A 26,459-nucleotide genomic window follows, 5' to 3' on the forward strand; every position below is an offset into this window, starting at 1 on the left:
CGCATTCTGGTCGACTGTTCCCGGTCGTCTGTGGAAAAGCTGAAAGTCGCACATTCCTAAGTAACGTTCCGCTCTAGTTAGGAGCGGCTATTCGAGAGCGCTTGAGCTTCGCCAGCCAGCTTGATCGAAACAGCCCCGCGCCGGCGGCATCAAGGCTCGTTGTTGTCGTCCTCGTACCCCGCCCATTCGTCCTCGGGGGGCGCATAGTACTCGGCAGCGTCATATTCCTGCTTGTTGGTATAGCGATCCGCGAGTCCGACAACCGCCAGCTTTGCGAGCGTATTGATTTTGAGCCCACACGCTATGCATTCGAAGTGGGTTGGAAGGTGTTCCTGTTTCTCGACAATGACGTCATCCTCGAGCTTTCTCGTCGCCGCGGCAACCGGTCTGCCAGACACAAGCGCAGCCGAACCGCAGGCGGGACAATCTACGCGATGCCCGGTCTGCCGCGCAGCCCAGATATTGGCTTGCTTGGAGAGCGTCGTGCGTTCGTCCTCGCCCTTGCCCTTCCACACCCTTTGGTGCGCATCAATGTCGCCTTTGACCGCCTTCGCGCTCTCGTCGGCGGCGGCCTCGATCAGCTCCTCCGCAGCCTTGGCCTCTTCGGCGCCGACGTAGCCCTCGAGCGTGAGGTCCATAGACATCAGCAGGACTTTGCACGTCGCGTAAAACCGGGGCTGCCAAGATGCCCCCCTCAGCCCGTCGAACGCCAATTCGCCGGAATGCAGTTCGGCATTTCGCTGACCAGTATGCTGAATTCCAAAACTCTCGTGATCCGCTTGGAAGTTTGGTAGCAAGTTCGTCAGGCGTCGGAACACTTCGGCAATTGAGATCGATTTAGGAGCGAACCTCTTCTCTACAGGCTCGAAGCCCAGCGCGCTGATTATGTTCGAACCAGGCTTATCCGGCTCTGCCAGAAGAACCGGATGCACGTTTGCGAGGGCTGCGCGCGCGAGCAGTTCGAGCGACAGACTGGTCCAGAGGGCGTAAGCCCACTGATCTTTGTCGAGCGCCTGCGCTTGCTGAATGTAGCGTTCCGCTTTGTCGTAAAGTGCCCGCGGATCCCATGCTGTCGTAACCGGACTAGGCGTCACTGTCTGCTTCATGCAAGGCTCCTGAGATAAACGCGCTGTAGCCTCCGATCCCGTCGGTTCGGCGCAATAGCCGGCCTAGCGTGAAGCATGCGCCAGTTGTCGATGATCAAGACATCGCCATCGTCGACCATGACGGCAGCCGTTGGAGTTGCCTCCTCGACCCTGTTTTGAAAGTTCGAGAAGACCAGTTCGCCGACGTGGCTCGCTGGCTTCAGGTACTCTATGTCCCAACGGATGATATCGTCGGTACCATCCGACTGTCGCAATCGGAGCATCCGTACTTCACCGCGCCGAGGACGGCGAGGCCTCACCAGCGCCCGGCCCATCAAATCGGCTCCGACATCGGAAGCAATGGCGCGGCCGTCCAAGATCATCGTGGGAACATCCGCATACCCGCGGATGCATCGCAGAAGAAGGTACCTCGGGGGGATGAGCCAGTGAGCTAAATCCGTGTGAAAGGGAAAGCGGTCGAGTCCGAATAAGCCGCTATAGGTGTTCGGCGTAGAAGTCGCTTTCGGTGTCAGCTCTTGAACGAGCTTTCCACCCGACAATAACATAACCTGGCCGAGTTCCTCCGCAACCCGATCGGTCGGCCGGCCTGCAGCTATGCCTGGAAGCACCACATAACCGTCCAGGTCGGCAAGCATCCGCAGTTCGGACCTGCCCGATCCTTCGTCAATAGCGATCTCTGACGTCATAGCGCATGCGTTATAGGTGAGGCCGATATCTCGAAGAAGCGCTAATTCAGATATGGTGCCAATGCCGGTAGTGGTCAGTTTGAAATCCGACACTGCTTTTTGTACGGGCCGCGCTTGGTGGGCTTTGCCTCGGCATCTTCTACCAGCTTTGCGATATCCGCGATCTCCCAAAGCCGATCAGTGACGCTTGCTGCCATCGCCGGGGTGACACGCAGCGTCTCCTGGATGCGGACGAAGTTGTAATACATCATGTGGAGAGCGACGGCATAGGTATGGCTCTCAACTTTCTTTAAAAAAGTGTTGTTCAGGCAGGTGAGGCGCCGCATGCGCATCCGCATCGTCAGGTTCTGGCGCTCGACATAGGACGTGGATACGTCTGTAGGGTTCGGACTGCCGGTGACGCGGACCTTCTTAGCGCCGGTGCATTCGGCAGGGCTGTATCGGCCCGGTGCGGTGATCGTGGGGCCGTACAGCTTCACGAGCTGCGCATAGTCCGCGTCATCGCCGAACGCGCCTTCTACGGCCTCTAGGTAGGCTCGGTGTCCATCGCTAGTGAGCCGGACGCGGTTGGCGAGCCGGTCGCGCAGATCGTCCATAAACCACATGGCGTATTCGGCATCGCGACCGCCAACGAGGTAGGACACGATCAGCTTGCTATCGGAGTCAAGGGCGGTCCACGTCCACGTATCGCCAGCTCCTTCCGGGGCGTCCTTCGCGGTCGCGACGTTCTTTTGCTTGGCGTAAGTGAACGACCAGATTTCGTCGACCTGAACCCGGCTCGCTTTCACGTTGCGCACTTTGGCGTCGTGATAGGCGGCGCATGCCTTACCCGCGTCCACGAGCAGCTTGGCTACAGTGTTCTTGCTCGCGCCGGTCAAGCGGGTGACGGTCCGGATGCTCATGCCTTCACAGAGCATGTGGAGGATTCTGGCGCGGTCGTCGTTCGATAGCCTGTTCATGCATTTTCTATCTGATCCTTCGGGCACCTCGTCAAGCATAAGGGTCAGTTTGACTTTACTAATCAATTTACACTTGCGTGTCAGAATCCGTGCGTGGTAATGCGTCACCAATGAGGATCGTGTTTGCTGATGACGCCCTGGCGTTGATCGAGACGGATGAAGCGGGGGCTACCCGCCTTCCAGTCAGCGTGATCAAATCGGCGCGTCGAAAGCTTACGCTCCTAAGGGCGGCGATCGACGACCGTTCATTAAGGAATTGGAAAAGCCTGCACTACGAAAGACTAAAGGGGGATCGTGAGAGTCAGCGGTCAACTCGATTGAACGATCAATATCGAATGGTTTTCGAGTTGGACGAGGAAACCGAGCCGCAGACTGTCACAATATTGCAGATTGAGGACTATCACTGATGGCCAAGGCCTCACCATTGCCGGTCGATCATCCCGGTAGGTTCATCGCGGACGAGCTTGAAGCCCGAGGATGGCTTCAGGCCGATCTGGCATACATTCTCGGCATTGATGTCAGCCAGCTCAATAGGCTGATCAAGGGAACTACCGATATAACCACGGATTCTGCCGTGGCTCTGGGCGATGCGTTCGACATGCCTGCCGAGTTCTTCCTAAATCTTCAGAAGATGTATGATCTCGCCAGGGCGCGCAAAGCGGACCCCGGCGTTCGCACGCGCGCATCTTGGCTTTCAAAATTTCCCATCCGGGAGATGATTAAGCGCGGCTGGATTGAGGACGCCGAGCCCGCGTTGCTCGATCTCCAGATGATGCGGTTTTTCGGAAAAAATAGGGTCGAAGATATTCCGTTTGTAGGCGACGCTCCACTGTTGGCGCACGCTGCAAAGAAGACTGATACAGGCAACTATTCTGGCACCACAGAAATTCAGTATGTGTGGCTGAGCCGAGTGCGCAAAATTGCCGAGCAAATGGAGTGTCCGCTTTATTCCGAGCAGGCGCTTCGTGATAGCCTACCATCAATCCGCGAGCACATGCTGATCAAGGAGGATTTGATCCATATCCCTTCGATCCTGAAAAAGTGTGGCGTGCGCTTCGTATTGGTCGATTTCCTTGCTGGATCGAAGATCGATGGCGTTTGCCTCTGGCTTGATGGCCAGCCTGTCATTGGCATGACTCTGCGGTTGGATCGTCTCGACAACTTCTGCTTTGTGTTGAGGCACGAAATCGAACACGTTTTGAATGGCGACGGGAAGGAAGCGTCGTTTGCGCCGGTCGATAGTGACACCAGCACAGACACGGATATCGATTGCGAAAAGCTGGCAAGCGATGCGGCGGCGGAATTTTGCATTCCTCGTGATCAAATTGACTCATTTATCGCTCGCAAGAGCCCGTTCATTTCCCGCGAAGATGTCTTGAAATTTGCCGCTCGCTTGGAAGTGCATCCTGCGATTGTGGTTGGGCAAATCCAGCATCGAACGAAGAAATGGGGCTGGCTCAAGGAGTACCAGATCGGCGTGCGTGAGCATCTGATGGATTGGGAGTTCAAGGACGGTTGGGGCTATCACGCCCCGACCGGCCTTTAGGAGGCGGTGATGGCGGACTATAACGAACAGGTTGACCGACTCTGGGATGAGTGGGCCGGACAAACGGGTCAGGATTCCGGCGACCCGAACGAGTTCATCGATTGGGCATTGGGCGCTCGCAAACTAGCCGTGCGTCCACAGGACGTGCGCAAAATTCTTCGCGAGCAGGTCACTCGCGCGTTGCGGCAGTCGAAACGGTGGGATGAGAAAGGCGGCTTCACATACCGCGCCAAGCAGTCAGTTACGCTGATGATCGATGGGGTTGCGACCAAGCACTATTTTGACACCGATAAGGGCGGAACGCCTACCAAGCGGCAGAAATCGGTGAGGCAACGCCGTGAGGCTATCGCCCATGACGTTTACCGCGCGCACTGCGATGTCGAGCGGATGAACAGCAATTTTCCTAGCGACCCGCAGCTAAACTTTTTTCCGAACTTTGCAGACGACATTCTGGAGCATCGCGCTGCCGAGCAGGCTGAACCAAAAGAAGAGAAAGGCGGGCGCTAGTTGCTCTTCTTCCACCGGGCCGAGGCCGCGAGGCTGGCAATCTCGGCTCGCTGCGCCGGTGTAAGTGCCTTCGCTCGCGCAGGGCCCCCGATGGCCCCCGCCTTTGAAGCGCGTTGCTCCGTGGCGCTCCCGGCGCCCTCTTCAACTTCACCCGTCGCGATATCTACGATCGCCTTGGCGAGCTGGTTCGGGTCGCGGGGTCGCTTGGGGGGCTTATCAGTCATCGAACCTTCTTACCGCATTCTTCGCAGCGGACCTTGGCTGTGTCAGGGTAGGCCGCCCCCGACACGAGGAAGCCTGGTGTCACGTCATTGACGTAGGTTTCAGTGCTGTAGGGGTGGTCCGTTTCCGAAATCTCAGCGGACCCGCTCACCTTGCACTTCTTGCATCTGAACGTGATGACGTTTCGCAGCGTGGCCATGATCTCGTCATAGCGCACTGCAAACGAGATTGCGCGCTAGATTTCAAACTGACCCACTACCCCAATGCCCGTCCCCTTGACGGCTAAACGCCGGGGTAGCGCTGGCGGGACCCGGGTGACATGGGCCGCTGGCCTGTCCCCAGTGCCTTCCTCCACATACTCAAAGGGCAGGCGGCCATCGCGGGCGTCTAGGACTACACCAGCTGCCGGATGAGCAAGCATCCGGCTTCAACGATCAACTTATGAGAGTGGGCATGCCGCTAGATGCCAGTGCCGGTGACTCGCGCGACAGGAATACCACCTTATACGCATAGGTCACTGAACTTCCTCGAGCAAGACTGCCGGCTTGACCTTCAACGCCTCCGCCAATCTGCCCAACGCTCTGACCGTGGGATTGCGCGTCCCACGTTCCAAGTCGCTGACGTAGCTGCGCTTCAAGCCTGACTCCAGCGCCAGCGCCTCCTGCGACATGCCGGCGAGCTTTCTGCGCCGACGTACGTTCGCGCCGAGAAGCTGCACTACATCCATGCGCCGATGTGGCCGCAAACGGCTGCCGCCGTCTGTCCACCAAACGTGTCATTTTACTTGCTTCTGGTGGGGTCGTCGAGCCAAGCCCTGATCAAGGGGCGGCTAGAGGATCGAGCCGAAGGTCGCGCCACAACAGGGGGCGACATTACCATGACGGCATCAACAGCAACGTCGGCGCGTGCAGCGTCCGGCGCGATGCCGTGCGTCCGCGTCACTGACGCCCAACTCACATCAACGGAGAACACACGTGATTGACAACGAGACACTCGCTAGCATCGAGAACCTGCATCGGCTCAAGACCGAGGGCGTCATCACCGAAGAGGAGTTCGAACGCTCCAAGGAGAAATTGCTGTTCGGGAACAAGACCGCGCCGCGTCCTGCTATGACGTGGCCGCTGTCAGCGCCGACCGGCGGCTTGCCCGACGAAGCCGATCACATCGGCTGGATCACGCTTCCGCTGCGTCGCTTTGCCGACTTCCAAGGTCGGGCGACGCGCAAGGAGTTCTGGATGTTCCAGCTCATCTACGTCGCGTTGCTGGTGATCGGCGTTGTCTTCATCGGCGGCACGACCGGCAGCTATGGCGAGTTCAGTCCGTTCGGCAACGTCGTCCTCGCGCTGATCGTGTTGGCAATTATCGGCTTGCTAGTGCCGCAAACGGCCGTCCAGGTACGTCGCTTACACGATCAGGATCGCTCGGGGTGGTTGATCCTGCTGAACTCCATTCCCTACGTCGGCACACTGGTCATCCTCGTCTTGATGATCCTGAAGGGGACGGAGGGGGAGAACCGCTTCGGACCTGATCCGTACAGCGCCTGACCCTATCCACCCGTCTTTCACGTCGCCTTCGGCCTCACCGCCGGGGGCGTCTTCATTTTGAGGGCCATGCCATGCCGATACCTACCGAGCGGCGACGCTGAATGGCGCGCGTCATCCTCACCATCATCGCGCTCGTACTGGCGATCACCGTTATCAAGGCCGCGATCATCGCGCTTGTCGTCGCGGGGCTCATCTTCCGCACGCAGCAGACGATCGGCCTACTTGCGATCGGCGGCCTCGCCACGCTGGTCGGCGCCTATCCTCCAATCGGCTTGGGGCTCGTAGCCGTCCTGATCATCGCGGCTGTCGCCAGAGCCGTCCGCAACTAACCCATCACCCATCAACCACCCGCAGCCCTCGGCCTCACCCGCCGGGGGCGTTTTGCGTTTCAGGAGAACAACATGCTCATCATCAACGACGCTTACGAGCTGGTCGCGGCGCTGGACTCGTCGCTACCGCCCGACATCAAGCGCTTGCTTCAACTCCGCTGCGACCTGATCGACCTTGCAACCTTCGTGATCGTCTCACCGGGCGACGCGGTCGGGGCGGTCGAGGCCGCCGCCGGTATTCCGATCATAACCAATATCGTCGATGGCAGCCACTTTGGCGAGGCCGACTTCCAACCGTCTGCCGAGTGGGTCGCCGATCACGGTGGCCTGTTTGAAGCGCCCTTCATCCTGTCCGATGACGGGGCAGGGGTCGTGCTGATCGTTCCCGACGATGACGGCGTTGACGCGACGCTGTTGGCCCTACTGCGCACCTATGGCGAACGTGCGCTCGGCGATGATCTCAGCGGCACCAAGTCCGGCAGGGCAGCTAGCGCCTGAGAGCGTCCAATAGCCCTGCCTCTCGAATCCGCAACTCGACCGAAACCAACCCCCGCGGGACCTGCTCCTGGCGGGCTTCTTTTTACTCGGAGCCCAACCTCATGCTGCACCTATACGATAGCGCGACGATGGCGCGCGCCCTCACACTCGACCTTGAACCTTGCTTACACGCGCTGCTGACTGACCGTATTGGTTCGCTCGTGACAGCCAATCATGACCTGACCGACCAGACCGAGTTCCTCGTCATAGAGCCCGGCGACACAGAGGAAGACGTCATTAGGGCAGTCGGCTTCTCCCCGCTCGTGGAGCCAATCGACGGACTGCGATTCGGTGAGCCCGGCTTCTACTCGTGGTGGGACTGGCTGGCTAATCGCGAGGGCTGGTTCGAGATGATCGTCACGTTCGGCAGCGTGTTCGCTCACGTGCTGTTGATCAGCCACCACAACCATCCTTACGCCAGACTCTGCAGCCAGTTCTGCCCATCCAGTTAGCATCAAAACGTAAAGCTTTTAGGACAGCAATGATGTCGTAAAAAAATCGTTTTAAAACAATGACTTCGAACCCGTTGACTTAACCCTGTAAGGGTGTGTCGATTTCCAGGGCTTTTTGATGCAAATTCGACCCCTTCAACTCGCTCGCTAGCGCCTTGAAGCGCATCGAACGCCCGCCCGCTTATGGCCGCACAAGCGCTGATTAGCGGGGGCGGAAATGGCAGCTCTTCTGCCGCGCGCTCCTTGCAGGGAAACCAACCTCAACGGAGTCTAGAATGCAAATTCACATCATCGACCGTTCACTCATCGAACGCGGCCGCGCTGTTTTCGAAGCCGGCTTGCGTTGTGGATCGGGACGTGGCCTCTCGATCGTGCCAGGCGCGATCGCCGCAGCTATCGAGCACGGCTTCACTACCGCCCTCGATATCGAGTCCGCCGTATCGTTGCACACACGCTGTTCCAGAAGCACGGTGGGGACTGTTCTGATGACCCTCGATGCGGCTCGCAACGCCAATGGCCTTTGGACCCGGAACGCTGATGGCGAGTACCGCCTGACGGAAGAGCCGGTCCGAACCTTCACGATTATGGCTCAGTGATGGAAGCCCGTACCTACCCGCGTCCGGATGTCGTCTGGCGTTCGATCATCGATCGACTCGACTTTCTGACCGCGTTCGCGATCAACGTCATCGGGACCGAGGCCGAAGAGCCACAGCCCGAACCTGATCAGCCGGAAAAGCATTGAAATCGGACGCCGTCGTCACCTCGGCGGCGGCGTCAACATGCAGGCACCTATGAAGCTAGATGAACTGCCAGACCAACCACGGTCGGGTTCGGATCGCACGCTGTCGACGATCGCCAATGTCGCGGCCATCATGACTGAAGCGGGTATCACCGCCCGCTATAACGTCATCAAGAAGAAGACCCAAATTCTGCTGCCGGACCACGGCGGGACCGCTGACAATCTCGACAACGTTTCCCTCACTACCATCGTCAGCCTCGCCGCCCAGCACGGTATGCCCACCGGTCACGTGGGCGAGTACGTGAATGCCATTGCAGACCGTCACGCCTATAACCCGGTCGCCGACTGGATCAGGAGCCAGCCGTGGGACGGCACCGATCGCCTCCGGGCCTTCTACGCCACCGTCACCGAGCAGGAGGGCTACCCGGTCGTCCTGAAGGAAGCGCTCCTGCACAAGTGGCTGCTGAGCGCGGCGGCGGCGGCACTCCACCCCAAGTACCACGGGCGAGGTGTGCTGACCCTGCAAGGGCCGCAGGGCATCGGCAAAACCAGCTGGGTTCGGTCTCTCGTGTCCGATCCCGACCTTTGCGAGGCGGTGGTGAAGCTCGACCATCACCTCGACGGCAGCAACAAGGACTCGGTGTTGCTGGCCATTTCAAACTGGCTCGTCGAGATCGGCGAGCTAGACAGCTCGTTCAAGAAGGACGTCGCTCGGCTCAAGGGCTTCCTGACCGCCGACAGCGACAAGGTACGGCGGCCCTACGATCGGCGCGAGTCCGAGTACCCGCGTCGCACCGTGTTCGCCGCCACCGTCAACGAAAGCGCCTTCCTCGTGGACACTACGGGGAACAGCCGGTGGTGGACAATCTCGGTGGCCAAGCTCGACTTCCAGCACGGCATCGACATGCAACAGCTGTTCGCGCAGCTGGAAGTCGAACTTGGGGACAATGGCGAGTGGTGGCTCTCGCCTGACGAAGAGGCGATGTTGGCGGCGCTTAATGCCCGACACACCGTTACCAGCGTCGTCGTCGAGCGGGTGATGGCCGTCATCGACATGGAAAGGCAGCAGACTGAAGCTGTCACCGCGTCCCAGCTCCTCCGCATTGCCGGGATCGATAACCCGACCAACCCGCAAGCCAAGGAATGCGGTGGTCTCCTCCGTGAGCTGCTCGGGGAGCCGTCGCGCATCCAAGGCATCATGAAGTGGAGGGTGCCACTGCGGGAGCCTCAACTCGTGGAGCGGCGGCGGCGGCGAGATCGGGATGGCACCTCGGTCAATGGCGATCCCGACGAGACCTTCTAACCTCTTCCGATCCTTCCAGGTGGGGGGAGGGGTAGGAGAAATGAGAGGTTAAGTGAGGGGGGAGGGGTAGACGTCCCCGTGAGCTGAAATCGGCGAATGCTGCCGCCCTTCCCCCCACCACCATCGCTGTCCTGAACGGGCGCAACCTCGTGCCCCGTTANAACAAACCGGACAATCGATCAATCCCGCTATCTCTAGCGAAAGACCGCTGTCCGTCTATGTGGCGACCAACAGAACCGCGCCTCAGTGGTGCGCCCCGTCGGTGAAAAGCCCTCTACGGGGAGGAGCAGGTTCGGTCAAGCGATTCGGTGACACTTTTTTTGCTCCGGCGCGACGAACGTGCGTCAGCACCCGCACAACGGGATCCGCGAACTTGTTGATCAAGGTGAGGTCGCGGACCGACGCGGCAGAACGGCTCATTGAACCGGCTTCGTTTCAGGAGCCCGGAGCCATGACCGATCGCCCCACCCCACCCTATCCCGAACAGCAGCAGTCGATGCCGGGCAGCACCGCTGCAATGACGCCGCGCCCCGACCATTGCGGGGACAGCTTTGTCGGCCATGGTCGGCTGACCGATCGCAAGACGTTGATTACCACGGCGATAGCGGGATCGGTCGGGCGGTCGCGCTGGCCTATGCGCGCGAGGGCGCTGATGTCGCGATCGCCTATCTCAACGAGCACGACGATGCCGCGGGAACCAAGCGGCTGGTCGAGGCGGCCGCGCGGCAGGCCTTGCTGGTCCCCGGTGACATCAGCCACCCGGCCCATGCCCGCGCCGTGATTGACCGGACCGTGGCAGCGTTCGGCTGGATCGACGTGCTGGTCAACAACGCCGCGCACTAGGCGACTTTCCGGTCGCTCGCGGACATCGCCGACGAGGAATGGCAGCTGACGTTCGCGGTCAACATCCATGCGATGTTCTATCTGTCGAAGGCAGCGCTGCCGTCATGCGTGCGGGATCGTCGATCATCAACACGACCTCGATCAATGCCGACAGTCCAAACGAGCAGCTGCTGGCTTATACCACCAAGGGCGCAATCCACAATTTCACTGCCGGACTGGCGCAGATGCTCGCAGACAAAAAGATCCGCGTGAACGCAGTCGCGCCCGGGCCGGTGTCGGCGGCGCTGATCCCCTCGACGATGCCGGCGGAGAAGGCGAAGGCTTTTGGGAGCAACACACCGCTGGGGCGTGCGGCGCAACCCGCCGAACTGGCACCGCCTTACGTGATGCTGGCCAGCGATGAAGCGAGCTACATCACCGGCGCGACGATCCCCGTCACCGGGGGGCGTCCCTTCCTCTGACACAAGGCAGCGAGCCCTGTCCGTCGCGCGGGCAGGGCCGGTCTGCTATCAGGCACGCCATGCCGATCCGTTCCCCGATCCACGCGGCGCTGGCGCTGCTGCTCCTGCTGTTTGCGCTGCCGGCCTTTGCGCAGGATGGCGACACCAGTCCGGCGACACGGCTGGCGCGTGCCGAGGCCGACGTGCGCGCCGTCGACCGCGCGATGGACCTGCGGGTCGACGACGATGCGCGAGGTGCCTTGCGCGAACGGATCATCGCTGCGCGCGTCGCCGCCACCGCCGCGACCGCCGATCTCGCGGAGCAACTCGCGCTGGTTGACGCCCGGCTTGCCGGGCTCGGTCCAGCCGGCGGCGCCGAGGCCGCGGACCTCGGCGCGCAACGCCAACGGCTGTCGCGTCAGCATGTCGCGCTCGATTCGAGCGTTAAGCGTGGGCGGCTGATCGGGGTCGAGGCGCAGCAACTCGCCGACGAGCTTGACCAGAGCGTCGCCGAGCGATTCAGCGCGACGATCGCCGCGCGCAGCCCGTCGCCAGTGATGCCCGCGTTCTGGGTGGCGGTGGTCGATGCGATGCCGCGTGATCTGCGGCGGACCGAAGGATATCTCGCCACGGGCGCCGACACGATTGCGCGCGGTCGCGGACAGATCTGGCCGGCGCTGCTCGGCCTGATCGCGGCGCTGGCGATCGGGTTTCCGGCGCGCGTCGCCGCGCAGCGAGTGGGACAGCGTTTCCTGATCGAGGATGCGCCGGGGCACCGTGTTCGCCGCTCCGCCGCCGCGATCTGGCGCGTGCTTGTCGGGACGCTCGCGCCGTTTCTCGCCATAGCGGTGCTGATCGCCGGGCTGGGCTGGGCGCGGCTGCTCCCGGCGAGCTGGGAAGCAAGCGCGGAAGCGCTGACCACCGCAACCACCTATGCCTGTTTCGCTTCCGCGGTCACCGGTGCGCTGTTGATGCGGCGCCAGCCGAGCTGGCGGGTTGCACCAATCGCCGACGACGTCGCGACAGAACTGCGGCCGTACAGCCTGTTGCTCGCCGCAATCGCATTCGTGAGCTATATGCTGGAGGCGCTGAACGGCGCAATCGGCACCAGTCCCGCGGCGCAGAGCGCCACGCATGTGCTGGAGATCATCCTGCACCTCGTGCTGCTGGCCGGCGCGTTGCTGGCGGTCGGCCGGTTGCGCGCCAATCGTGCCGACGAAGACGGTACGGCACCGGTTCGTGCGGGTTTGGGGGCGGTGGCGTTGTTCGCGTGGCTGCTCGCGCTCGCGACGCTGGCGGCGCTGTTGCTCGGTTTCCTCGGCTTCGCCTTGTTCGTCATGCAGTTGATCGGCTGGAGCGTCGTGCTCGCGGCCGCAACGTATCTGCTGATGGCCGCAGCCGACGACCTCGCGGTCACCATTTTCGCGCGGGACAGCGCGCTCGGGCGCGCCTTGTCACGCGGATTGGGGCTGCGGGGCGCGGTTGTCGACCAATTTGGCGTGCTTCTGTCCGGCGTGGTGCGCGTCACGCTCGCCCTGATCGCGCTCGGGCTGTTCTTCGTGCCGTTCGGGACCGGCAGCGGGATCGGCACGCTGGTGGCGCGGCTCGGGCTGCTGGCGCAAGGCGTGCAGGTCGGCGGGATCGCGGTGTCGCCGGGCGCGATCGTCCGCGGGGTCGCAGTGCTGTTCATCGGGCTGACGCTGGTGCGCGCATTCCGCCGTTGGCTGGAGGACAAATACCTGCCGGCCACCGATCTCGACGGATCGGCGCGCAACTCGGTCGGGCTGGTGGCGCGCTACGTGGGCACCGCGCTGGCGGTGATCTGGGCGCTGGCGTCGCTGGGGATCGGGGTCGAGCGGATTGCGCTGCTGCTGTCGGCACTGTCGGTCGGGATCGGCTTCGGCCTTCAGGCGATCACGTCGAATTTCGTCTCGGGGCTGATCCTGCTTGCCGAGCGGCCGATCAAGATCGGCGACTGGATCCGGGTCGGCACCGACGAGGGCGACGTCAAGCGGATCAGCGTCCGCTCGACCGAGATCGCGCTCGCCGATCATTCGACGCTGATCGTGCCCAATTCGGAGCTGATCACCAAATCGGTGCTCAACAAGACGCTGGCCGGGCCGCTGGGCCGCATCCAGATCCAGTTCTCGGTTCCGCTGGAAACCGAAGCCGATCGCGTCGCTACGATCGTGGCCGAGACGTTCGCCGCCGAATCGGATGTACTCGACGACCCGGCGCCCAAGGTGTTCATCGATTCGATCGCCGATGGCCGGATCGTCTTCAACTGCTTCGCGCATGTCGCCTCGCCACGCGTCGCCTATGGCGCGCGCAGCGCGATCCTGCTGACCTTGCTGCGGCGCTTTCGCTCCGAAAGCATTGACATAGGCACGGTCCCGCAGCGCATGGAACTGATCGGGCGGCACGAAGAGATAAATTAGTGCGCGCATAGGCGTTCCCCGCTACAGGGCGGCCGGGGTAAGTCGACGCGGGGGCGGACGTGCTGAAGGTAAAGTGCCGGCGGATTTATCGCTGGTATGCAGAACTGGGGAATGACCCCCGTCTGGCAGTCGCGCAGATTGTCGCGCTGCAACGGCAATTAGCGTTCATTTACGCCGTGTTACTCGTCAATTCTCTGGCGATCGTCGTGACCCACCGTGATGTCGCGCCCTTCGCGCTGAGCACGATCGTCCCGATCGGTCTGTTCGCGCTCAGCAGCTTGCGGCTCATCCACTGGTGGCAGCGCGGCCGACGCTCCGAATGGCCGGGCGCCGCCGAGGCGCGTCGCCGGTTGCGGATCATCACCGTGCTCGGTCCGCTGCTCGCGCTTACCTACGTGTCCTGGTCGATCGCACTGCTCGACTATGGCAATCCGCTCCAGCAGGCGCATGTGATGATCTACGTGACGACCACGTCGATCGGATGCATCTTCTGCCTCAGCGCCCTGCCGCAGGCCGCGGTGCTGGTCGGCCTCGTCGTGATGCCGGCATTCATCGTCGCCTGTCTCGTGCGGCACGACGTAATGTACATCGTCATTGCAGTGAACATCGCGCTGGTGCTGACGGTGCTGCTCCGCGTCCTCTTCAACAGCTTCGACCATTTCCGCCAGCAGGTGCGCTCGCAGACGCAGCTCGAGCGGCAGCATGACGAGCTGATCCGGCTGAACCACGACAACGAGCGGCTGGCGCATACCGACAGTCTGACCGGGCTGCCCAACCGTCGCCGCTTCCACGACGATCTCGCCGATCTGACGGCGCGCGGCGATGCGGCATCGTTCGGGGTCGGACTGCTCGACCTCGACCGCTTCAAGCCGGTCAACGACACCTTCGGCCACCATGTCGGCGATCTTCTGCTCGCGCAGCTCGCGGTGCGGGTGCAGCCGCTGCTCGGCGACGCGACCCTGTATCGGCTCGGCGGCGACGAGTTCGGCCTGCTCGTCCCGGGCGGCGCCTGTGCGGCCGCGATCGTCGGCGAGCGGCTGTGCGCCGCCCTGTCCGCGCCGTTCGCCATCGCGGAGCTGACGGTCACGGTCGGCGGCTCGATGGGGATCGCATTGTTCCCCGGCGCCGGGCACGTCGCGGCCGACCTGTTCGACCGCGCCGACTACGCGCTCTATCATGCCAAGCGGACGCAGGGCGGCGGGTTGTGTATCTTTACCCACGATCTGGAACGCGCGATCCGCCGCGACCGCGCGATCGAGGCGGCGTTGCACGCCTGCGATTTCGATGAGGAATTGCACCTGTACGGCCAGCCGATCGTCGGCGCGCGCAGCGGTCATGTCGAGGCGGTCGAGTTCCTGGCGCGCTGGCGCAGCCCGCTGATCGGCGACGTCGCGCCGGGCGATTTCATCACGGTCGCCGAGCGCTCGACGCTGATCCACGCCATAACGCTGGCGATGTTTCGCAAGGGACTGGCCGCAGTGCGGCTGTTGCCGCCGCATGTCGCGCTGTCGTTCAACGTCTCGGCCTGCGACCTTCATTCCCCCGCGACGCTGACCGCGATCGAGCGGGCGCTGCTCGCCTCGGGGGTCGCGCCGGCGCGAATCTGGGTCGAGGTCACCGAAACCGCGGTGATGCGCGATCCGGCCGCGGCCGGGCGGGCGCTGCAACGGCTGCGCCGGTTGGGCATGAAGGTCGCGCTCGATGATTTCGGCACCGGACATTCCAGCCTCAGCACCCTCCATCAACTACCGCTCGACAAGGTGAAGATCGACCGCAGCTTCATTGACGACCTCAAGGCGCAACGCGGCTGCACAGTGGTGGAGGCGATGGTCAGCCTGTGCCGCGCGCTGTCGCTCGACTGCGTCGCCGAAGGGGTGGAAACCGCCGACCAGCTCGAGACGCTGCTGCGAATGGGATGCGAGCATATGCAGGGCTTCCTGTTCGGGCAGCCGCTGCCGATCGCGATGCTTCCCGATGCGGTGCGGATCATCGGCCGGCGTGCAGCAGCCTGATGCGGGCGGGGGCGCTTGCTGGCGGGCCCTGCCCTGTTGCCCCGAAGCTGATCCAAAGGCTTCTTTTCTCGGTGTCCAAGAAGCAGGGCCCCGGATCAAGTCCGGTTCGACGTGGGCGGGAGCCGGACAGCCAATGAAGAGGCCGATCAGCTTTGAAATCCCTAAGTCTCGATCGGCCATGATGACCTGGAGCCGAATTCGTCATTGCAAGCGTAGCGAGCAACCCAGGGCCGGACCGGGACGTCCTGGATTGCTTCGCTACGCTCGCAATGACGATCAGGTTGACGGTGTCACGTCTCAAAGCGCGCAGAGTGGCGAGGACGTCGCGAGCGCCGGGTTGCGTGATTGCTGTGGCCTCTATCCACGTCGCCCCGGACTGATCCGGGATGACGGGTGGAGAGGATGATCGGACCGGCATGCTGCTGTCGCCAGACGACATCGGCCACGCCACAACCGCCCGTAAAACATCACGATCCTTGTTGTGATTGCCGGCACATCCTAACGCGCCGCGGATGCCGCGCCCCTTCGCTCCGACCTACCGGTTGCTCGCCGCTTTCTCGCTCGCGCATGCCGGGGCGGTAATCGGCTATCTGCCGTTCCTGTCGCTGCTGCTTCCGCTCAAGATCGACCGGCTGGCCGGGGAGGCGCGGATCGGCTGGCTGACCGTGGCGGTGGTGCTCGGTGCGGCGACCGCGAGCGGCGCGAACGTCCTGTTCGGCTGGCTGAGCGACCGGTCGTTCGCGCGCGGCGGCGGGCGGCGCGGCTGGATCGCCGGCGGCCTCGTGGCGCTCGCGCTCAGCTATGCGGCGATCGCGCTGGCCGCACGACCCGCGACGCTCATCGTCGCGGTGCTGGCGTTCCAATGCGCGGTCAATGCGGTGCTCGCGCCGATGATGGCGATCATGGCCGACGAAATCCCCGACGAGCAGCGCGGGCTGGCGGGCGGGCTGCTCGCGATCGGTCCGCCCGCGGCGGGGGCGGTGTCGGCGCTGCTGGTCGCCGACGCCGGCTGGACCGAGGCGGCACGGCTGGCGCTGATCGCCGCCCTGACGACCGTGGCGGTGTGCCCGCTGCTCATGATCCGCCGGCCTGCGGTTGCCGCAGCGCCGCGGATGCCCGAACTTGCCCCCGCGCAACGCCTGTGGGTCGCGAGCGTCGCGCGGCTGCTGGTCCAGCTCGCCGGTGGGGCGCTGTCGCTGTACCTGCTCTATTATTTCCAGACCGTTGCCGGCAGCGTCCCGCCGGCGACGCTCGCCGCGCGCGTCGGGACGCTGCTGACGATCAGCTATATCCTGCCGCTGCCGGTCGCGGTGCTCGCCGGCCGGCTGTCGGATCAGGCGGCGCGCCGCACGCCGTTTCTGGTCGGCGCGGCGAGTGTGGCGACGCTCGGGTTGCTGACGATGGCGACGGTGCCGCATCCGGTGGCAGGAGCGATCGGCTTCCTCGCCTATGCGGTCGCCGGGGCGGTGTTCCTCGCATTGCATCAGGCGTTTGCGGTGCGGCTGCTTCCCGACCCGCGCCACCGCGGACGCGATCTGGGGCTCATCAACCTGTCGAATACCGTGCCGTCGCTGCTCGGCCCGCTGCTGACCTGGGCGTTGGCGACGCCCGGCGATTTCACGTTGTTGCTGGTGGTGCTCGCCGCACTGACGCTGGCGGGGGGCGTGCTGATCCTGCCGCTGCGCCGGGCGCGCACACCGGACGGCACCGGGCGCTAGCGCCCGAGCGCCTCGACCAACGCCTGCACCTTGCGCTGCCGCCACTGCGGCGTGGGTGCGACGAGCCAATAACCCATCCGCGACGGCTGCGCCTCGCCAACCACCACGATACGTCCGGCGGCGATGTCGCGCGCCGCCAGCATCTCGGGCACCGTCGCGCGGCCCAGCCCGGCGGCCGCGGCGTCGATCGCCAGCCCGGCGTCGCCGACCCGCACCTGCCCGGCGCTGTCGGGTTCGGGGGCACCCGGCCACAGGATCGCAGTGTCCGCCGCGCCGGTAGCGCGCGCGACGGTCACCAGTCCCTCGCTTTCGATCGCCTCGCCCTCGTGCGGGCCCGGTCCCTCGCCCCAGCGGATCGCGAGGTCGAGGTTGGCCTCGGTAAAGTCCATCCCCTCGTCCGCCGCGACCAGTACGAAGCGCAGGTCGGGGTCGGTCGCGGCGATCTCCGCCAGCCGCGGGAGCAGCCATTTCTCGGTCACGTCGCGCGGGCAGGCGATCGTCAGTGACTTGGACGATTGCCCGGCCTGCATCGCGCGCACCGCTTCCTCGAATTCGAGGAACGCCTGGCGCAGCGGCGCCAGCCCCGCCTCGCCCTCGGGAGTCAGCTCAAGCCCCTTGGTGGTGCGGCGGAACAGCACCACGCCCAGCGTATCCTCCAGCGCGCGGATCTGCTGCCCGACCGCCGCCGGGGTCACTGCCAGCTCGTCGGCGGCGCGGGTGAAGGACAGATGGCGTGCCGCGGCATCGAGCACGCGCAGTCCGTTGAGCGGCAGATGGGTCCGCTTCACCGCGTCACTCCGCCACCGCGGGCGCATGAAGCGCGAAGCGCGGGATCGCGACGTCGAACACGCGTCCGTCCTCGGCCAGCATCCGGTAGCTGCCCTGCATCGCGCCGCTTGGCGTGGCGAGCGGACAGCCGGACACGTAGTCGTAGCTGCCCTCGGGCTGGATCACCGGTTGCTCGCCGACGACGCCCTCGCCCTCGACGGTGTGGCGCGCGCCGTTGCCGTCGGTGATGATCCAGTGCCGGGTCAGCAGTTGCACCGCGCCCGCGCCGTCGTTCTCGATGCGGATGTGATAGGCCCAGAACCAGCGCCCGCGCCCCGGCTCGGACTGTTCGGCGAGGTAGCTGACTGAGACGCGAACGGTGACATCCTCGGTCGTGGCGGCGTCAGTGAACAACGCCTCCATGCCGGTCGCGGTGCTCACAGTCCGACCTGCCGCAGCGCGCGGTCGAGATCGTCGATCAGGTCCTGCGGATCCTCCAGCCCGACGTTGAGCCGGAGCAGCCCCTCGGTCACGCCCATCTCGGCGCGCGCCTCGGCCGAGACACCGTAGTGGGTGGTCGAGGCGGGGTGCGTCATCAGCGAGCGCGAGTCGCCGATGTTGTTCGAAATGTCGATCAGCTCCAATGCGTTGAGCAAGGCATGCGCCTGCGCACGATCGGCGACCTCGAACGCGAAGATCCCGCCGACCGCGCTCATCTGCGCCATTGCCAGTTCGTGCTGCGGGTGGCTCGGCAGACCGGGGTGGAGGATGCGCGGGACGCGCGCCGCGAGGAAGCGCCCGACCGCCAGCGCATTCTCCGACTGGCGGCGGATGCGCAGGTCGAGCGTCTCCAGCCCCTTGAGCACCACCCAGGCGTTGAAGGCGCTCAGCGTCGGGCCGGTGTTGCGCGTGAACGGCAGCAGCGTGTTGTCGATGAAATCCTGCGTCCCGCACACCGCCCCGGCGAGCACGCGGCCCTGCCCGTCCATCATCTTGGTCGCGGAATAAGCGGTGACGTCGGCGCCGAATTCCATTGGCCGCTGGAGCGCGGGGGTGGCGAAGGCATTGTCGACGACGCTGGTGATCCCGCGCTCGCGCGCGATCCCGCACACCGCGCGCAGGTCGACGATGTCCATGGTCGGGTTGGCGGGCGTCTCGAAGAAGAACACCTTGGTATTGGGGCGCACCGCGTCCTCGAACGCCTGCGGATCGCGCGCGTCGACGGTGGTGGTCTGGATGCCGAACTTGGGCAGCAAGGTATCGACCAGCCAGCGGCACGAGCCGAACGCCGCGCGCCCGGCGACGACATGATCGCCCTGTTGCAGCTGGCAGAGCAGCACCGCGGTCATCGCCGCCATGCCGGTGGCCATCGTCCGGCACGCCTCGGCGCCCTCCAGCAACGCGATCCGCTGTTCGAGCATCTCGACGGTCGGATTCTGGAGTCGCGAATAGGTCATGCCGGTCTGTTCGCCGGCAAAGCGCGCCGCCGCATCCTCGGCACGATCGTAACAATAGCCCGACGTCAGGAACATCGCTTCGGATGTTTCGCCATATTCCGACCGGGCGGTGCCGCCGCGAACCGCAAGGGTCGCAGGGCGCCAGTGCTGGGTGATCGACCGATCCTGTCCGCTATGCCGCTTCATGCCCCCGCTTAGCCTCCGCGCACCCGCCAGAACAAGTCAAACCGTCATCGCGCGGGCTTGTCGCCGACGCGCTGCTGTCGCAAGTCCGCATAGGGCGTGACGGAGGGATTGCCGCAGTGACGAGGGCCGGACGACAGGAGGGAACGCCGCGACTGCTGGCGCTGGCCATCGCGCTGGTCAGCTGGCTGGTGTTCGTCTTTCGCCTGTCGGTGCCCGCCAAGCCGGTGTTCGACGAGGTCCACTACCTCCCCGCCGCGCGCGCGCTGCTCGCGCTGTCGGGGCCGACCAATATCGAACATCCCTTGCTTGCCAAGGAGTTGATCGCGGCCGGCATCCATCTGTTCGGCGACGTGCCGTTCGGATGGCGCATCGCCTCGACGCTGGCGGGCAGCGCGACGGTCGCGGGGGTGTTCGCGCTGACCCATTTGCTGACGCGCCGCACGCGCCCCGCCCTGTTCGCCACCATCTTCGCGCTGCTGGGCTTCACGATCTACATCCAGGCGCGGATCGCGATGCTCGACACGTTCATGGTCGCGTTCCTGATCTGGGGCATCGTGTTGCTCAGTTCGGCGATCCGCGACGGCAGCGTCGCGCGATGGAGCGCGGGCAGCGTGCTGATGGGGCTGGCCACCGCGTGCAAATGGACCGCTGCCCCCTATGTCGCCGCGGCAGCCGTCACCTTGGTGCTGATGCGGCGCGAACGGCCGCAGCGCTGGCCGGGGCTCGGCACCGTCCCCGCGCTGGCGCTGCTCGGCGGATTGTCGGTCGTCACCTATTTTCTGACTTTCGCGCCCGCGTTCTTCTACGCCCATGACGCGCTGACGCTCCGCACGCTCCCGCACTTCCAGTGGGACATGTACCTGCGCCAGACACAGAAACTGCCGCCGCACACCTATCAGTCGAACTGGTGGACCTGGCCGCTGCTGATCCGCCCGATCTGGTATCTGTACGAGCCGGTCGACGGGGCGCAACGCGGCATCCTGCTGCTCGGCAATCCGGCGGTGATGTGGGGCGGGCTGGTCGCGGTCGTCGCCTGCTATCAGGCGTGGGTGCGGACCGGCGCCGCGCGGCTGCTCGCACCCGCCGCGCTATGGACCTTCTCGGTGGCGATCTTCGCAATCATCCCCAAGTCGCTCGGCTTCTATTATTACTATTATCCGTCGAGCGTGCTGCTGTGCGTCGCGCTGGCGGTGGCGATCGATCATCACCGCGCTGCGCTGGGGCGGTGGGTGGAGGCGTATCTGCTGCTGGTGTTCGCGCTGTGGCTGTATTTCCTGCCGGTGCTGAGCGCGCAGGCGCTTGCCAACGCAGCGGCGTTCCATCGGTTTACGTGGTTCAACAGCTGGGTGTGAGACCAGCTTCAGCGATACCGCCCCCAGGTGAAGCGCGACGACAGTGCATAATTCCACACCGCGCCGACCAGCACGCCGAGCAGCGCCGACGCCGCCCATGCTCCCTGCCGCACGTCGTGGAGGAACGCCGCGACGCCGACGTTCGCCACCGCCCCGACCGAGCAGACGAGGCAGAATGCCACCCAGCCGTCGAGCAGCGCGCGCGCGCCGCGCAGCCGCCGGTCGCGATAGGTCAGCGCATTGTTGAGAAAGAAGTTGAACGTCATCGCCGCAAAGGTCGCGACGATCTGCCCGGTCAGGAATGTCAGCCCGGCGACGACATAGAGCAGCGTCAGCACGCTCATATGCACCCCCGCGCCCAGCGCGCCGATCATCGAAAACATTGCGAAGCGCACTGGCACGACGCGTCCCAGCCGGCGGTCGTAGAGCGCGATCAGATATTCCATCGCGACGACGTGATCGAGCTTGCTCTCCCCCACGGCGCGGGTGCGGAAGACATAGGGCAGTTCGACGAAGCGCAGCGGGCGCGGCGATGCGCCGATGATGTCGAGCAGGATCTTGAACCCAATTCCGCCGAGGTGCGGCACCAGTCCGCGCAGCACGTCGGTGCGGATCGCGAAGAAGCCGCTCATCGGATCGCTGAGTTCAGTGCGCACCACCCGTGCGGCGATCCGCGTCGCGAGCGCCGATTTCGCGACGCGGTCGCGATCCCACTCGCCGGTCCCGCCGCCCGCGACGAAGCGCGAGCCGATTGCGAGGTCGAGCGCCGGGTCGTCGCGCAGCGCGGCGGCCATCTTCGGCAGCAACGTCTCGTCATGTTGCAGGTCGCCGTCCATCACCGCGACCACCGGAGCGGCGGTCGCGCACATGCCCTCGATGCACGCGCTCGATAGCCCGCGCCGGCCGATGCGCTGAATGACGCGCACGCGGGGATCGTGGCGCGCGAGGTCGCGTACCGCCTGCGCGGTTCCGTCCGGGCTGTCGTCGTCGACGAACAGCACTTCCCAGTCGAGTCCCTCCAACGCCGCCGCCAGCCGCTCCACCACCGCCGCGACATTGCCACGCTCGTTGAAGGTCGGGACGACGACCGCGAGGTCGAGCATCACGGTCGGCTCGTCATTGCGCGCGTAGCGAAGCAATCCAGGGCCGAATCAGGACGCCCTGGATTGCTTCGCCACGCTCACATTGACGATTCATTTTGGCTCCGCTGTTCGTCGTCGCGCCTACAGCGCCGCCAGCACCGCATCGCCCATCGCGCGCGTCGTTGCGGTGCCGCCCAGATCGGGGGTCCGCGCGCCGGTCGCCAGCGCCGCCGACACCGCCGCCTCGATCCGATCCGCCGCCACGCCGGCGTCGAGCGAATGGCGCAGCATCATCGCTGCCGACAGGATCGCCGCGCACGGATTGGCCTTGCCCTGCCCGGCAATGTCGGGCGCGGAGCCGTGGATCGGCTCGTACAGTCCCTTGCCGTTTGCATCGAGCGATGCCGAGGGCAGCATCCCGATCGACCCGACGCACATGCTCGCCTGATCCGAGAGGATGTCGCCGAACAGATTGCCGGTCACGATCGTGTCGAACGCGCCCGGATTGCGGACGAGCTGCATCGCGGCATTGTCGACGTACATATGCGTCAGCTCGACATGCGGGTATTCCGCCGCGACTTCGATCACCACGTCGCGCCACAATTGCGAGGTTTCCAGCACGTTCGCCTTGTCGACCGAGCAGAGCTTGCCGCGCCGCTTCGCGGCGGTCTGGAAGCCGACATGCGCGATGCGGCGGACTTCGCTTTCGTCATAGCGCATCAGGTCATGCCCCTCGCGCAGGCCGGCCTCGGTGGTGCCGCGGCCCTTGGCGCCGAAATAGACGTCGCCGTTCAGTTCGCGGACGATCACCAGATCGATCGCGTTCGCCACCTCCGGCTTGAGCGTCGAGGCGTCTTCCAGTCCGGCGAACATCCTGGCGGGGCGCAAATTGGCGAAGGTCGTCAGATCCTTGCGCAGCCCGAGGATCGCCTGTTCGGGGCGCAGCGCACGTTCGAGCGAATCGAACTCCGGATCGCCGACCGCGCCGAACAGCACCGCGTCGGCGCGCTTCGCCAGCGCCAGCGTCGCGTCGGGGAGCGGATGCCCGCTCGCGCGATAGCCCGCGCCGCCGACCGCCGCTTCCTCGAACACCAGCCCGAGGTCGAGCGCGTCGAGCACGCGCCGCGCCTCGGCGGTCACTTCGGGGCCGATCCCGTCGCCGGGCAGGATTGCGATGAGCTTGCCGTGTGTCATGCCCGCAGCGCATGGCGCGCTGGCGCGCGTCACGCAACCGCCCTCTTCAATCGCTCGACCAGCCGCGCGCGCGCCGGCAACGGATCGCGGCGTCGTTCGAGCAGCACGTCGCGCGCGAGGAAATGGCCGGTGATCGCCAGCGCCTCAAGCACTTGCGCGCCGTCCGCCGCGCCGCCGTCACGCAGGAACGCCGGCAGCGGGAACAGCCGCGCCTCATAGCCCGCCGCCGCGCCGCGCGACACCGCCGCGCCGCTCTTCGGACTGACGAAGGCGAGATGGTCAGTATCACCGGTCGCGATGCACGTCGTCAGGTCAAGGCCGAAACCCAGCTCGGCGAGCAGCAGCAGTTCGTAACGCGCCATCGCCGCCGCCCAGCCACGCGCGCTCGGCGCGGCTTCGATCGCGTCGAGCACGCCGCCGAGCGCGTCGTAGAGATAGGGGTAAGGCTGCGCCTCGGGCAGCGCCGCCGCGGTTAGCGCAGTCATCCAGTCCAGCCCCGCCGCCGGCAGCGCTGATTCGTGCAGCGCCGCGCGGCTGTGCACCAGCTCGCAGGTGAGCGCGGCGAGTTGCTCCTCGGTGCGCGCGCGCCACTCGCCGCGGATGAGGTTGCCCGGCTGTAGTACCGGGCGCAGCCCACGTGCGTGACCGCCGCGGACGTAGCCGGGGCGGACGCCATCCTCGCGCGTCAGCGCCCGCGCCACTGCGCCATGCTCGCCGTGCGCGCGGACGGAGAGCAGGATCGCGTCGGCGATCAGGTGCATTCGACTTCGCCAACCACAACACCGTCATTTCCGCGCAGGCGAGAATCCAGAACCTCGGAAGGTGGTGCTTCTATCGACGGACCTGCGCGTCTCCATTCTCGCCTGCACGGGAATGACGGCTGGAGATATACCGTCGCCCCGGACTTGATCCGGGGCCCCGCTTCTTCCTGCAGGCGGCGGGAGAAAGTAGCGGGGCCCCGGATCAAGTCCGGGGCGACGTAGAGGGGAGGAACCCGACCACCGATCGCCTCACTTCGCATGATAGAAATCGTACACCTGCTGCGCGACCGCGGCGCTGACCCCCGGCGCTTTCCGCAGATCCTCCAGCGACGCATTCCGCACCGCGCGCCCGGTGCCGAAGTGCATCAGCAGCGCCTTCTTGCGCGCCGGGCCGATCCCCGGCACCTCGTCGAGCGGGCTCGCGCCGATCGCCTTCGCGCGCTTGGCGCGGTGCGCGCCGATCGCGAAGCGGTGGACCTCGTCGCGCAGCCGCTGGAGATAGAAGAGCAACGGCGCGTTGACCGGCAGCGTCAGCTCGCGCCCGTCCATCAGGTGAAACACCTCGCGCCCCTCGCGCCCGTGGTGCGGCCCCTTGGCGACGCCGACCAGACACACGTCCTCGATCCCGAGGTCCTCGAGCACCGCCTTGGCGGCGTTCAACTGCCCGCGCCCGCCGTCGAGCAGCACCAGATCGGGCCAGGTCTCGCCATCACGATCGGGTTCCTCCTCCAGCGCGCGCGAAAAGCGGCGCGTCAGCACCTCACGCATCATGGCGTAATCGTCGTCGGTCGCGGCCTGCTTGATGTTGAACTTGCGATACTGGCCCTTACGGAACCCCTCCGGCCCGGCGACGACCATCGCGCCGAGCGCGTTGGTGCCGGAGATATGGCTGTTGTCATACACTTCGATCCGGTCGGGTGGATCGCCCAGCTCGAACAGCTCGGCCAGCTCGCGATGCAGCCGCGCTTGCGTGGTGCTCTCGGCGAGACGGCGCTCGAGCGCTTCCTTGGCGTTCCGCGACGCCTGATCGAGCAGCCGCTTGCGCACCCCGCGCTGCGGCACGTTCATCTCGACCTTGCGCCCGGCCTGTTCAGACAGCGCCTCGACCAGCACCTCGGCGTCGGGCAGCACGCGATCGATCAGGATCGTCCGCGCCGGCGGCACCTCCTCGTAGAATTGCGCCATGAACTGCGTCAGTACCTCGTCCTCGGGTACGTCGGCGGTGTGCGCGGGGAAAAAGCTGCGGTGGCCCCAATTCTGCCCGCCGCGGATGAAGAACGCCTCGATCCCGATCAGCCCTTCGTGGCACGCGAGCGCGAAGATGTCGGCGTCGCCGACCCCCTCGGCATTGATGAATTGCGTACCCTGGATGAAGGTCAGCGCTTTCAGCCGGTCGCGCAGGATCGCCGCCAGCTCGAAGTCCATATTGGCGGCGGCCGCCTCCATCTGCGCGCCAAGCTTGGCCTGCACGTCGGTGGCCTTGCCGGCGAGGAACTTCTTCGAGTCGGAAACCAGCTCGGCATACCCTTCTTCGTCGATCCGCCCGACGCACGGCGCGGAACAGCGCTTGATCTGGTACAGCAGGCACGGGCGATCGCGGGTCTTGAAGAAGCCGTCGGTGCACGACCGGAGCAGAAACAGTTTCTGCAGAGCGTTGAGCGTGTTGTTGACGCTCCCGGCGCTGGCGAACGGGCCGTAATAATCGCCCTTGGCGCGGCGCGCGCCGCGATGCTTCTGGATGCGTGGAAACTGATGATCGGCGCGCAACAGGATGAACGGGAACGACTTATCGTCGCGCAGCAGCACGTTGTACGCCGGGCGGTAGCGCTTGATGAGCTGCGCCTCGAGCAGCAGCGCCTCGGCCTCGTTGTTGGTCGTGACGATCGTCATCGACCGCGTCTGCGCGACCATCCGTTGAAGGCGACGGGAGAGCCGGTCGACCTGCACATAATTGCCGACGCGGTTCTTCAGCGCGCGCGCCTTGCCGACGTAGAGCACGTCGCCCTTGGCATCGTGCATCCGGTAGACGCCGGGCTTGAGCGGTAGCGTCTTGAGCACGTTGCGGATCGCCGCCACCCCGCCGTCCAGATCAGGCGCATCGGCGCCGCGGATCGCGTAGGTGGCCTTTTCCTCGTTGAAGCGGTCGGGGGGGCCGTAGCTGCCTGTCATCCCCCGCGATCTAGGTAGTGCGGCGGGGTGGGGCAACGGGGGTGGCACCACACACCGTCGCCCCTGCGCAGGCAGGGGCCTATGTCTGTCTCGTGCGTCGGAGGGTCCG

Annotated in this window: 27 protein-coding genes; 16 read left to right on the plus strand and 11 right to left on the minus strand. The window is 64.9% G+C overall.

Going from position 1 to position 26,459, the window contains the following annotated elements:
- Positions 1 to 149: 149 nt before the first annotated feature.
- From BACI71_RS14555 to BACI71_RS14565, 3 genes are read right to left on the minus strand one after another with little or no spacing between them, the layout of a single operon-like run.
- The gene (locus BACI71_RS14555) at positions 150 to 1,106 is read right to left on the minus strand and encodes a hypothetical protein (protein WP_159759802.1); all 957 of its coding nucleotides are present in this window, start codon (positions 1,104 to 1,106) and stop codon (positions 150 to 152) included.
- Positions 1,103 to 1,885 carry a TauD/TfdA family dioxygenase gene (locus BACI71_RS14560; protein ID WP_159759804.1) on the minus strand — a complete coding sequence of 261 codons (783 nt, stop codon included), beginning with the start codon at positions 1,883 to 1,885 and terminating at the stop codon, positions 1,103 to 1,105. The genes BACI71_RS14555 and BACI71_RS14560 overlap by 4 nt, the downstream gene beginning before the upstream one ends.
- Positions 1,867 to 2,751, minus strand: coding sequence for a helix-turn-helix domain-containing protein (locus BACI71_RS14565; protein WP_201297385.1), 885 nt, complete (start codon positions 2,749 to 2,751; stop codon positions 1,867 to 1,869). Before BACI71_RS14565 ends, BACI71_RS14560 begins: the two co-directional genes overlap by 19 nt.
- A 110-nt stretch (positions 2,752 to 2,861) precedes the next feature.
- Between BACI71_RS14565 and BACI71_RS14570 the strand changes: the two genes are divergently transcribed.
- Genes BACI71_RS14570 through BACI71_RS14580 form a run of 3 tightly spaced genes read left to right on the plus strand, consistent with a single transcriptional unit; the run spans position 2,862 to position 4,804 of the window.
- Positions 2,862 to 3,158, plus strand: coding sequence for a type II toxin-antitoxin system RelE/ParE family toxin (locus BACI71_RS14570; protein ID WP_159759807.1), 297 nt, complete (start codon positions 2,862 to 2,864; stop codon positions 3,156 to 3,158).
- On the plus strand, positions 3,158 to 4,297 hold the full coding sequence (locus tag BACI71_RS14575; protein WP_159759809.1) for a HigA family addiction module antitoxin: 1,140 nt from the start codon (positions 3,158 to 3,160) through the stop codon (positions 4,295 to 4,297). The genes BACI71_RS14570 and BACI71_RS14575 overlap by 1 nt, the downstream gene beginning before the upstream one ends.
- A gap of 9 nt (positions 4,298 to 4,306) precedes the next feature.
- Complete coding sequence (locus BACI71_RS14580; protein WP_159759811.1) at positions 4,307 to 4,804, plus strand: hypothetical protein; 498 nt, start codon at positions 4,307 to 4,309, stop codon at positions 4,802 to 4,804.
- Between the two features lie 736 nt (positions 4,805 to 5,540).
- Here BACI71_RS14580 and BACI71_RS14585 read toward each other — a convergent pair.
- Positions 5,541 to 5,753 (minus strand): helix-turn-helix domain-containing protein, encoded by a 213-nt coding sequence (locus BACI71_RS14585; protein WP_159759813.1) that lies wholly within the window; start codon positions 5,751 to 5,753, stop codon positions 5,541 to 5,543.
- A gap of 247 nt (positions 5,754 to 6,000) precedes the next feature.
- Here BACI71_RS14585 and BACI71_RS14590 point away from each other — a divergent pair, with 247 nt between their 5' ends.
- From BACI71_RS14590 to BACI71_RS14640, 12 genes are all read left to right on the plus strand, one after another.
- A complete protein-coding gene (locus BACI71_RS14590; RefSeq protein ID WP_159759815.1) occupies positions 6,001 to 6,570 on the plus strand; it encodes a DUF805 domain-containing protein in 570 nt (189 codons plus the stop codon).
- A 101-nt stretch (positions 6,571 to 6,671) separates the two neighbouring features.
- Entirely contained in the window at positions 6,672 to 6,899 is a 228-nt protein-coding gene (locus BACI71_RS14595; protein ID WP_159759817.1) for a hypothetical protein, read from the plus strand.
- Between the two features lie 72 nt (positions 6,900 to 6,971).
- On the plus strand, positions 6,972 to 7,397 hold the full coding sequence (locus BACI71_RS14600; protein WP_159759819.1) for a hypothetical protein: 426 nt from the start codon (positions 6,972 to 6,974) through the stop codon (positions 7,395 to 7,397).
- A 128-nt stretch (positions 7,398 to 7,525) separates the two neighbouring features.
- The gene (locus BACI71_RS14605; RefSeq protein ID WP_236552998.1) at positions 7,526 to 7,888 is read left to right on the plus strand and encodes a hypothetical protein; all 363 of its coding nucleotides are present in this window, start codon (positions 7,526 to 7,528) and stop codon (positions 7,886 to 7,888) included.
- A gap of 275 nt (positions 7,889 to 8,163) precedes the next feature.
- Complete coding sequence (locus BACI71_RS14610) at positions 8,164 to 8,484, plus strand: hypothetical protein (RefSeq protein ID WP_159759823.1); 321 nt, start codon at positions 8,164 to 8,166, stop codon at positions 8,482 to 8,484.
- The gene (locus BACI71_RS14615; RefSeq protein WP_159759825.1) at positions 8,484 to 8,630 is read left to right on the plus strand and encodes a hypothetical protein; all 147 of its coding nucleotides are present in this window, start codon (positions 8,484 to 8,486) and stop codon (positions 8,628 to 8,630) included. Before BACI71_RS14610 ends, BACI71_RS14615 begins: the two co-directional genes overlap by 1 nt.
- 49 nt (positions 8,631 to 8,679) lie before the next feature.
- Positions 8,680 to 9,930 (plus strand): VapE domain-containing protein, encoded by a 1,251-nt coding sequence (locus tag BACI71_RS14620; RefSeq protein WP_159759827.1) that lies wholly within the window; start codon positions 8,680 to 8,682, stop codon positions 9,928 to 9,930.
- Between the two features lie 537 nt (positions 9,931 to 10,467).
- A complete protein-coding gene (locus tag BACI71_RS18155) occupies positions 10,468 to 10,773 on the plus strand; it encodes an SDR family oxidoreductase (RefSeq protein WP_328804048.1) in 306 nt (101 codons plus the stop codon).
- A gap of 104 nt (positions 10,774 to 10,877) precedes the next feature.
- Entirely contained in the window at positions 10,878 to 11,234 is a 357-nt protein-coding gene (locus BACI71_RS18160; protein ID WP_328804049.1) for an SDR family oxidoreductase, read from the plus strand.
- Positions 11,235 to 11,293: 59 nt separating this feature from the next.
- Positions 11,294 to 13,651: a DUF3772 domain-containing protein gene (locus BACI71_RS14630; protein WP_159759829.1), complete on the plus strand. Its 2,358-nt coding sequence runs from the start codon at positions 11,294 to 11,296 to the stop codon at positions 13,649 to 13,651.
- Between the two features lie 206 nt (positions 13,652 to 13,857).
- Positions 13,858 to 15,663 carry a putative bifunctional diguanylate cyclase/phosphodiesterase gene (locus BACI71_RS14635; RefSeq protein WP_159759831.1) on the plus strand — a complete coding sequence of 602 codons (1,806 nt, stop codon included), beginning with the start codon at positions 13,858 to 13,860 and terminating at the stop codon, positions 15,661 to 15,663.
- A 512-nt stretch (positions 15,664 to 16,175) separates the two neighbouring features.
- Entirely contained in the window at positions 16,176 to 17,381 is a 1,206-nt protein-coding gene (locus BACI71_RS14640; RefSeq protein ID WP_159759833.1) for an MFS transporter, read from the plus strand.
- Here BACI71_RS14640 and BACI71_RS14645 read toward each other — a convergent pair.
- From BACI71_RS14645 to BACI71_RS14655, 3 genes are read right to left on the minus strand one after another with little or no spacing between them, the layout of a single operon-like run.
- A complete protein-coding gene (locus BACI71_RS14645) occupies positions 17,378 to 18,169 on the minus strand; it encodes a LysR family transcriptional regulator (protein WP_159759835.1) in 792 nt (263 codons plus the stop codon). The two genes, BACI71_RS14640 and BACI71_RS14645, sit on opposite strands and share 4 nt — an antisense overlap.
- 4 nt (positions 18,170 to 18,173) lie before the next feature.
- Complete coding sequence (gene apaG, locus BACI71_RS14650; protein ID WP_159761231.1) at positions 18,174 to 18,572, minus strand: Co2+/Mg2+ efflux protein ApaG; 399 nt, start codon at positions 18,570 to 18,572, stop codon at positions 18,174 to 18,176.
- 14 nt (positions 18,573 to 18,586) lie between these two features.
- Positions 18,587 to 19,792, minus strand: coding sequence for a trans-sulfuration enzyme family protein (locus BACI71_RS14655; RefSeq protein WP_159759837.1), 1,206 nt, complete (start codon positions 19,790 to 19,792; stop codon positions 18,587 to 18,589).
- A 116-nt stretch (positions 19,793 to 19,908) separates the two neighbouring features.
- Here BACI71_RS14655 and BACI71_RS14660 point away from each other — a divergent pair, with 116 nt between their 5' ends.
- A complete protein-coding gene (locus tag BACI71_RS14660; protein WP_201297386.1) occupies positions 19,909 to 21,144 on the plus strand; it encodes a glycosyltransferase family 39 protein in 1,236 nt (411 codons plus the stop codon).
- A gap of 8 nt (positions 21,145 to 21,152) precedes the next feature.
- Here BACI71_RS14660 and BACI71_RS14665 read toward each other — a convergent pair whose 3' ends face one another.
- From BACI71_RS14665 to uvrC, 4 genes are all read right to left on the minus strand, one after another.
- Positions 21,153 to 22,247: a glycosyltransferase family 2 protein gene (locus BACI71_RS14665; RefSeq protein ID WP_159759839.1), complete on the minus strand. Its 1,095-nt coding sequence runs from the start codon at positions 22,245 to 22,247 to the stop codon at positions 21,153 to 21,155.
- Positions 22,248 to 22,367: 120 nt separating this feature from the next.
- Positions 22,368 to 23,420, minus strand: a complete 1,053-nt coding sequence (leuB, locus tag BACI71_RS14670; RefSeq protein ID WP_159761235.1) for a 3-isopropylmalate dehydrogenase — start codon at positions 23,418 to 23,420, stop codon at positions 22,368 to 22,370.
- Positions 23,421 to 23,449: 29 nt separating this feature from the next.
- The gene (recO, locus tag BACI71_RS14675; protein WP_159759841.1) at positions 23,450 to 24,181 is read right to left on the minus strand and encodes a DNA repair protein RecO; all 732 of its coding nucleotides are present in this window, start codon (positions 24,179 to 24,181) and stop codon (positions 23,450 to 23,452) included.
- Between the two features lie 249 nt (positions 24,182 to 24,430).
- Entirely contained in the window at positions 24,431 to 26,350 is a 1,920-nt protein-coding gene (uvrC, locus tag BACI71_RS14680) for an excinuclease ABC subunit UvrC (RefSeq protein WP_159759843.1), read from the minus strand.
- Positions 26,351 to 26,459 lie beyond the last annotated feature (109 nt).

Origin of the sequence: Sphingomonas sp. 8AM, assembly GCF_902506455.1 — a bacterium.
Classification (GTDB): domain Bacteria; phylum Pseudomonadota; class Alphaproteobacteria; order Sphingomonadales; family Sphingomonadaceae; genus Sphingomonas.

Excerpts from the sequence above, each read along its gene's own strand:
- apaG (WP_159761231.1), bottom strand. The coding sequence starts at position 18,572 with ATGGAGGCGTTGTTCACTGACGCCGCCACGACCGAGGATGTCACCGTT.
- uvrC (WP_159759843.1), bottom strand. The coding sequence starts at position 26,350 with ATGACAGGCAGCTACGGCCCCCCCGACCGCTTCAACGAGGAAAAGGCC.
- BACI71_RS14585 (WP_159759813.1), bottom strand. The coding sequence starts at position 5,753 with ATGGATGTAGTGCAGCTTCTCGGCGCGAACGTACGTCGGCGCAGAAAG.
- BACI71_RS14570 (WP_159759807.1), top strand. The coding sequence starts at position 2,862 with ATGAGGATCGTGTTTGCTGATGACGCCCTGGCGTTGATCGAGACGGAT.
- BACI71_RS14640 (WP_159759833.1), top strand. The coding sequence starts at position 16,176 with ATGCCGCGCCCCTTCGCTCCGACCTACCGGTTGCTCGCCGCTTTCTCG.
- BACI71_RS14555 (WP_159759802.1), bottom strand. The coding sequence starts at position 1,106 with ATGAAGCAGACAGTGACGCCTAGTCCGGTTACGACAGCATGGGATCCG.
- BACI71_RS14665 (WP_159759839.1), bottom strand. The coding sequence starts at position 22,247 with ATGCTCGACCTCGCGGTCGTCGTCCCGACCTTCAACGAGCGTGGCAAT.
- BACI71_RS14595 (WP_159759817.1), top strand. The coding sequence starts at position 6,672 with ATGGCGCGCGTCATCCTCACCATCATCGCGCTCGTACTGGCGATCACC.
- BACI71_RS14600 (WP_159759819.1), top strand. The coding sequence starts at position 6,972 with ATGCTCATCATCAACGACGCTTACGAGCTGGTCGCGGCGCTGGACTCG.
- BACI71_RS14630 (WP_159759829.1), top strand. The coding sequence starts at position 11,294 with ATGCCGATCCGTTCCCCGATCCACGCGGCGCTGGCGCTGCTGCTCCTG.
- BACI71_RS14655 (WP_159759837.1), bottom strand. The coding sequence starts at position 19,792 with ATGAAGCGGCATAGCGGACAGGATCGGTCGATCACCCAGCACTGGCGC.
- leuB (WP_159761235.1), bottom strand. The coding sequence starts at position 23,420 with ATGACACACGGCAAGCTCATCGCAATCCTGCCCGGCGACGGGATCGGC.
- BACI71_RS14565 (WP_201297385.1), bottom strand. The coding sequence starts at position 2,751 with ATGAACAGGCTATCGAACGACGACCGCGCCAGAATCCTCCACATGCTC.
- BACI71_RS14580 (WP_159759811.1), top strand. The coding sequence starts at position 4,307 with ATGGCGGACTATAACGAACAGGTTGACCGACTCTGGGATGAGTGGGCC.
- recO (WP_159759841.1), bottom strand. The coding sequence starts at position 24,181 with ATGCACCTGATCGCCGACGCGATCCTGCTCTCCGTCCGCGCGCACGGC.
- BACI71_RS14605 (WP_236552998.1), top strand. The coding sequence starts at position 7,526 with ATGGCGCGCGCCCTCACACTCGACCTTGAACCTTGCTTACACGCGCTG.
- BACI71_RS14620 (WP_159759827.1), top strand. The coding sequence starts at position 8,680 with ATGAAGCTAGATGAACTGCCAGACCAACCACGGTCGGGTTCGGATCGC.
- BACI71_RS14615 (WP_159759825.1), top strand. The coding sequence starts at position 8,484 with ATGGAAGCCCGTACCTACCCGCGTCCGGATGTCGTCTGGCGTTCGATC.
- BACI71_RS14610 (WP_159759823.1), top strand. The coding sequence starts at position 8,164 with ATGCAAATTCACATCATCGACCGTTCACTCATCGAACGCGGCCGCGCT.
- BACI71_RS18160 (WP_328804049.1), top strand. The coding sequence starts at position 10,878 with ATGCGTGCGGGATCGTCGATCATCAACACGACCTCGATCAATGCCGAC.
- BACI71_RS14575 (WP_159759809.1), top strand. The coding sequence starts at position 3,158 with ATGGCCAAGGCCTCACCATTGCCGGTCGATCATCCCGGTAGGTTCATC.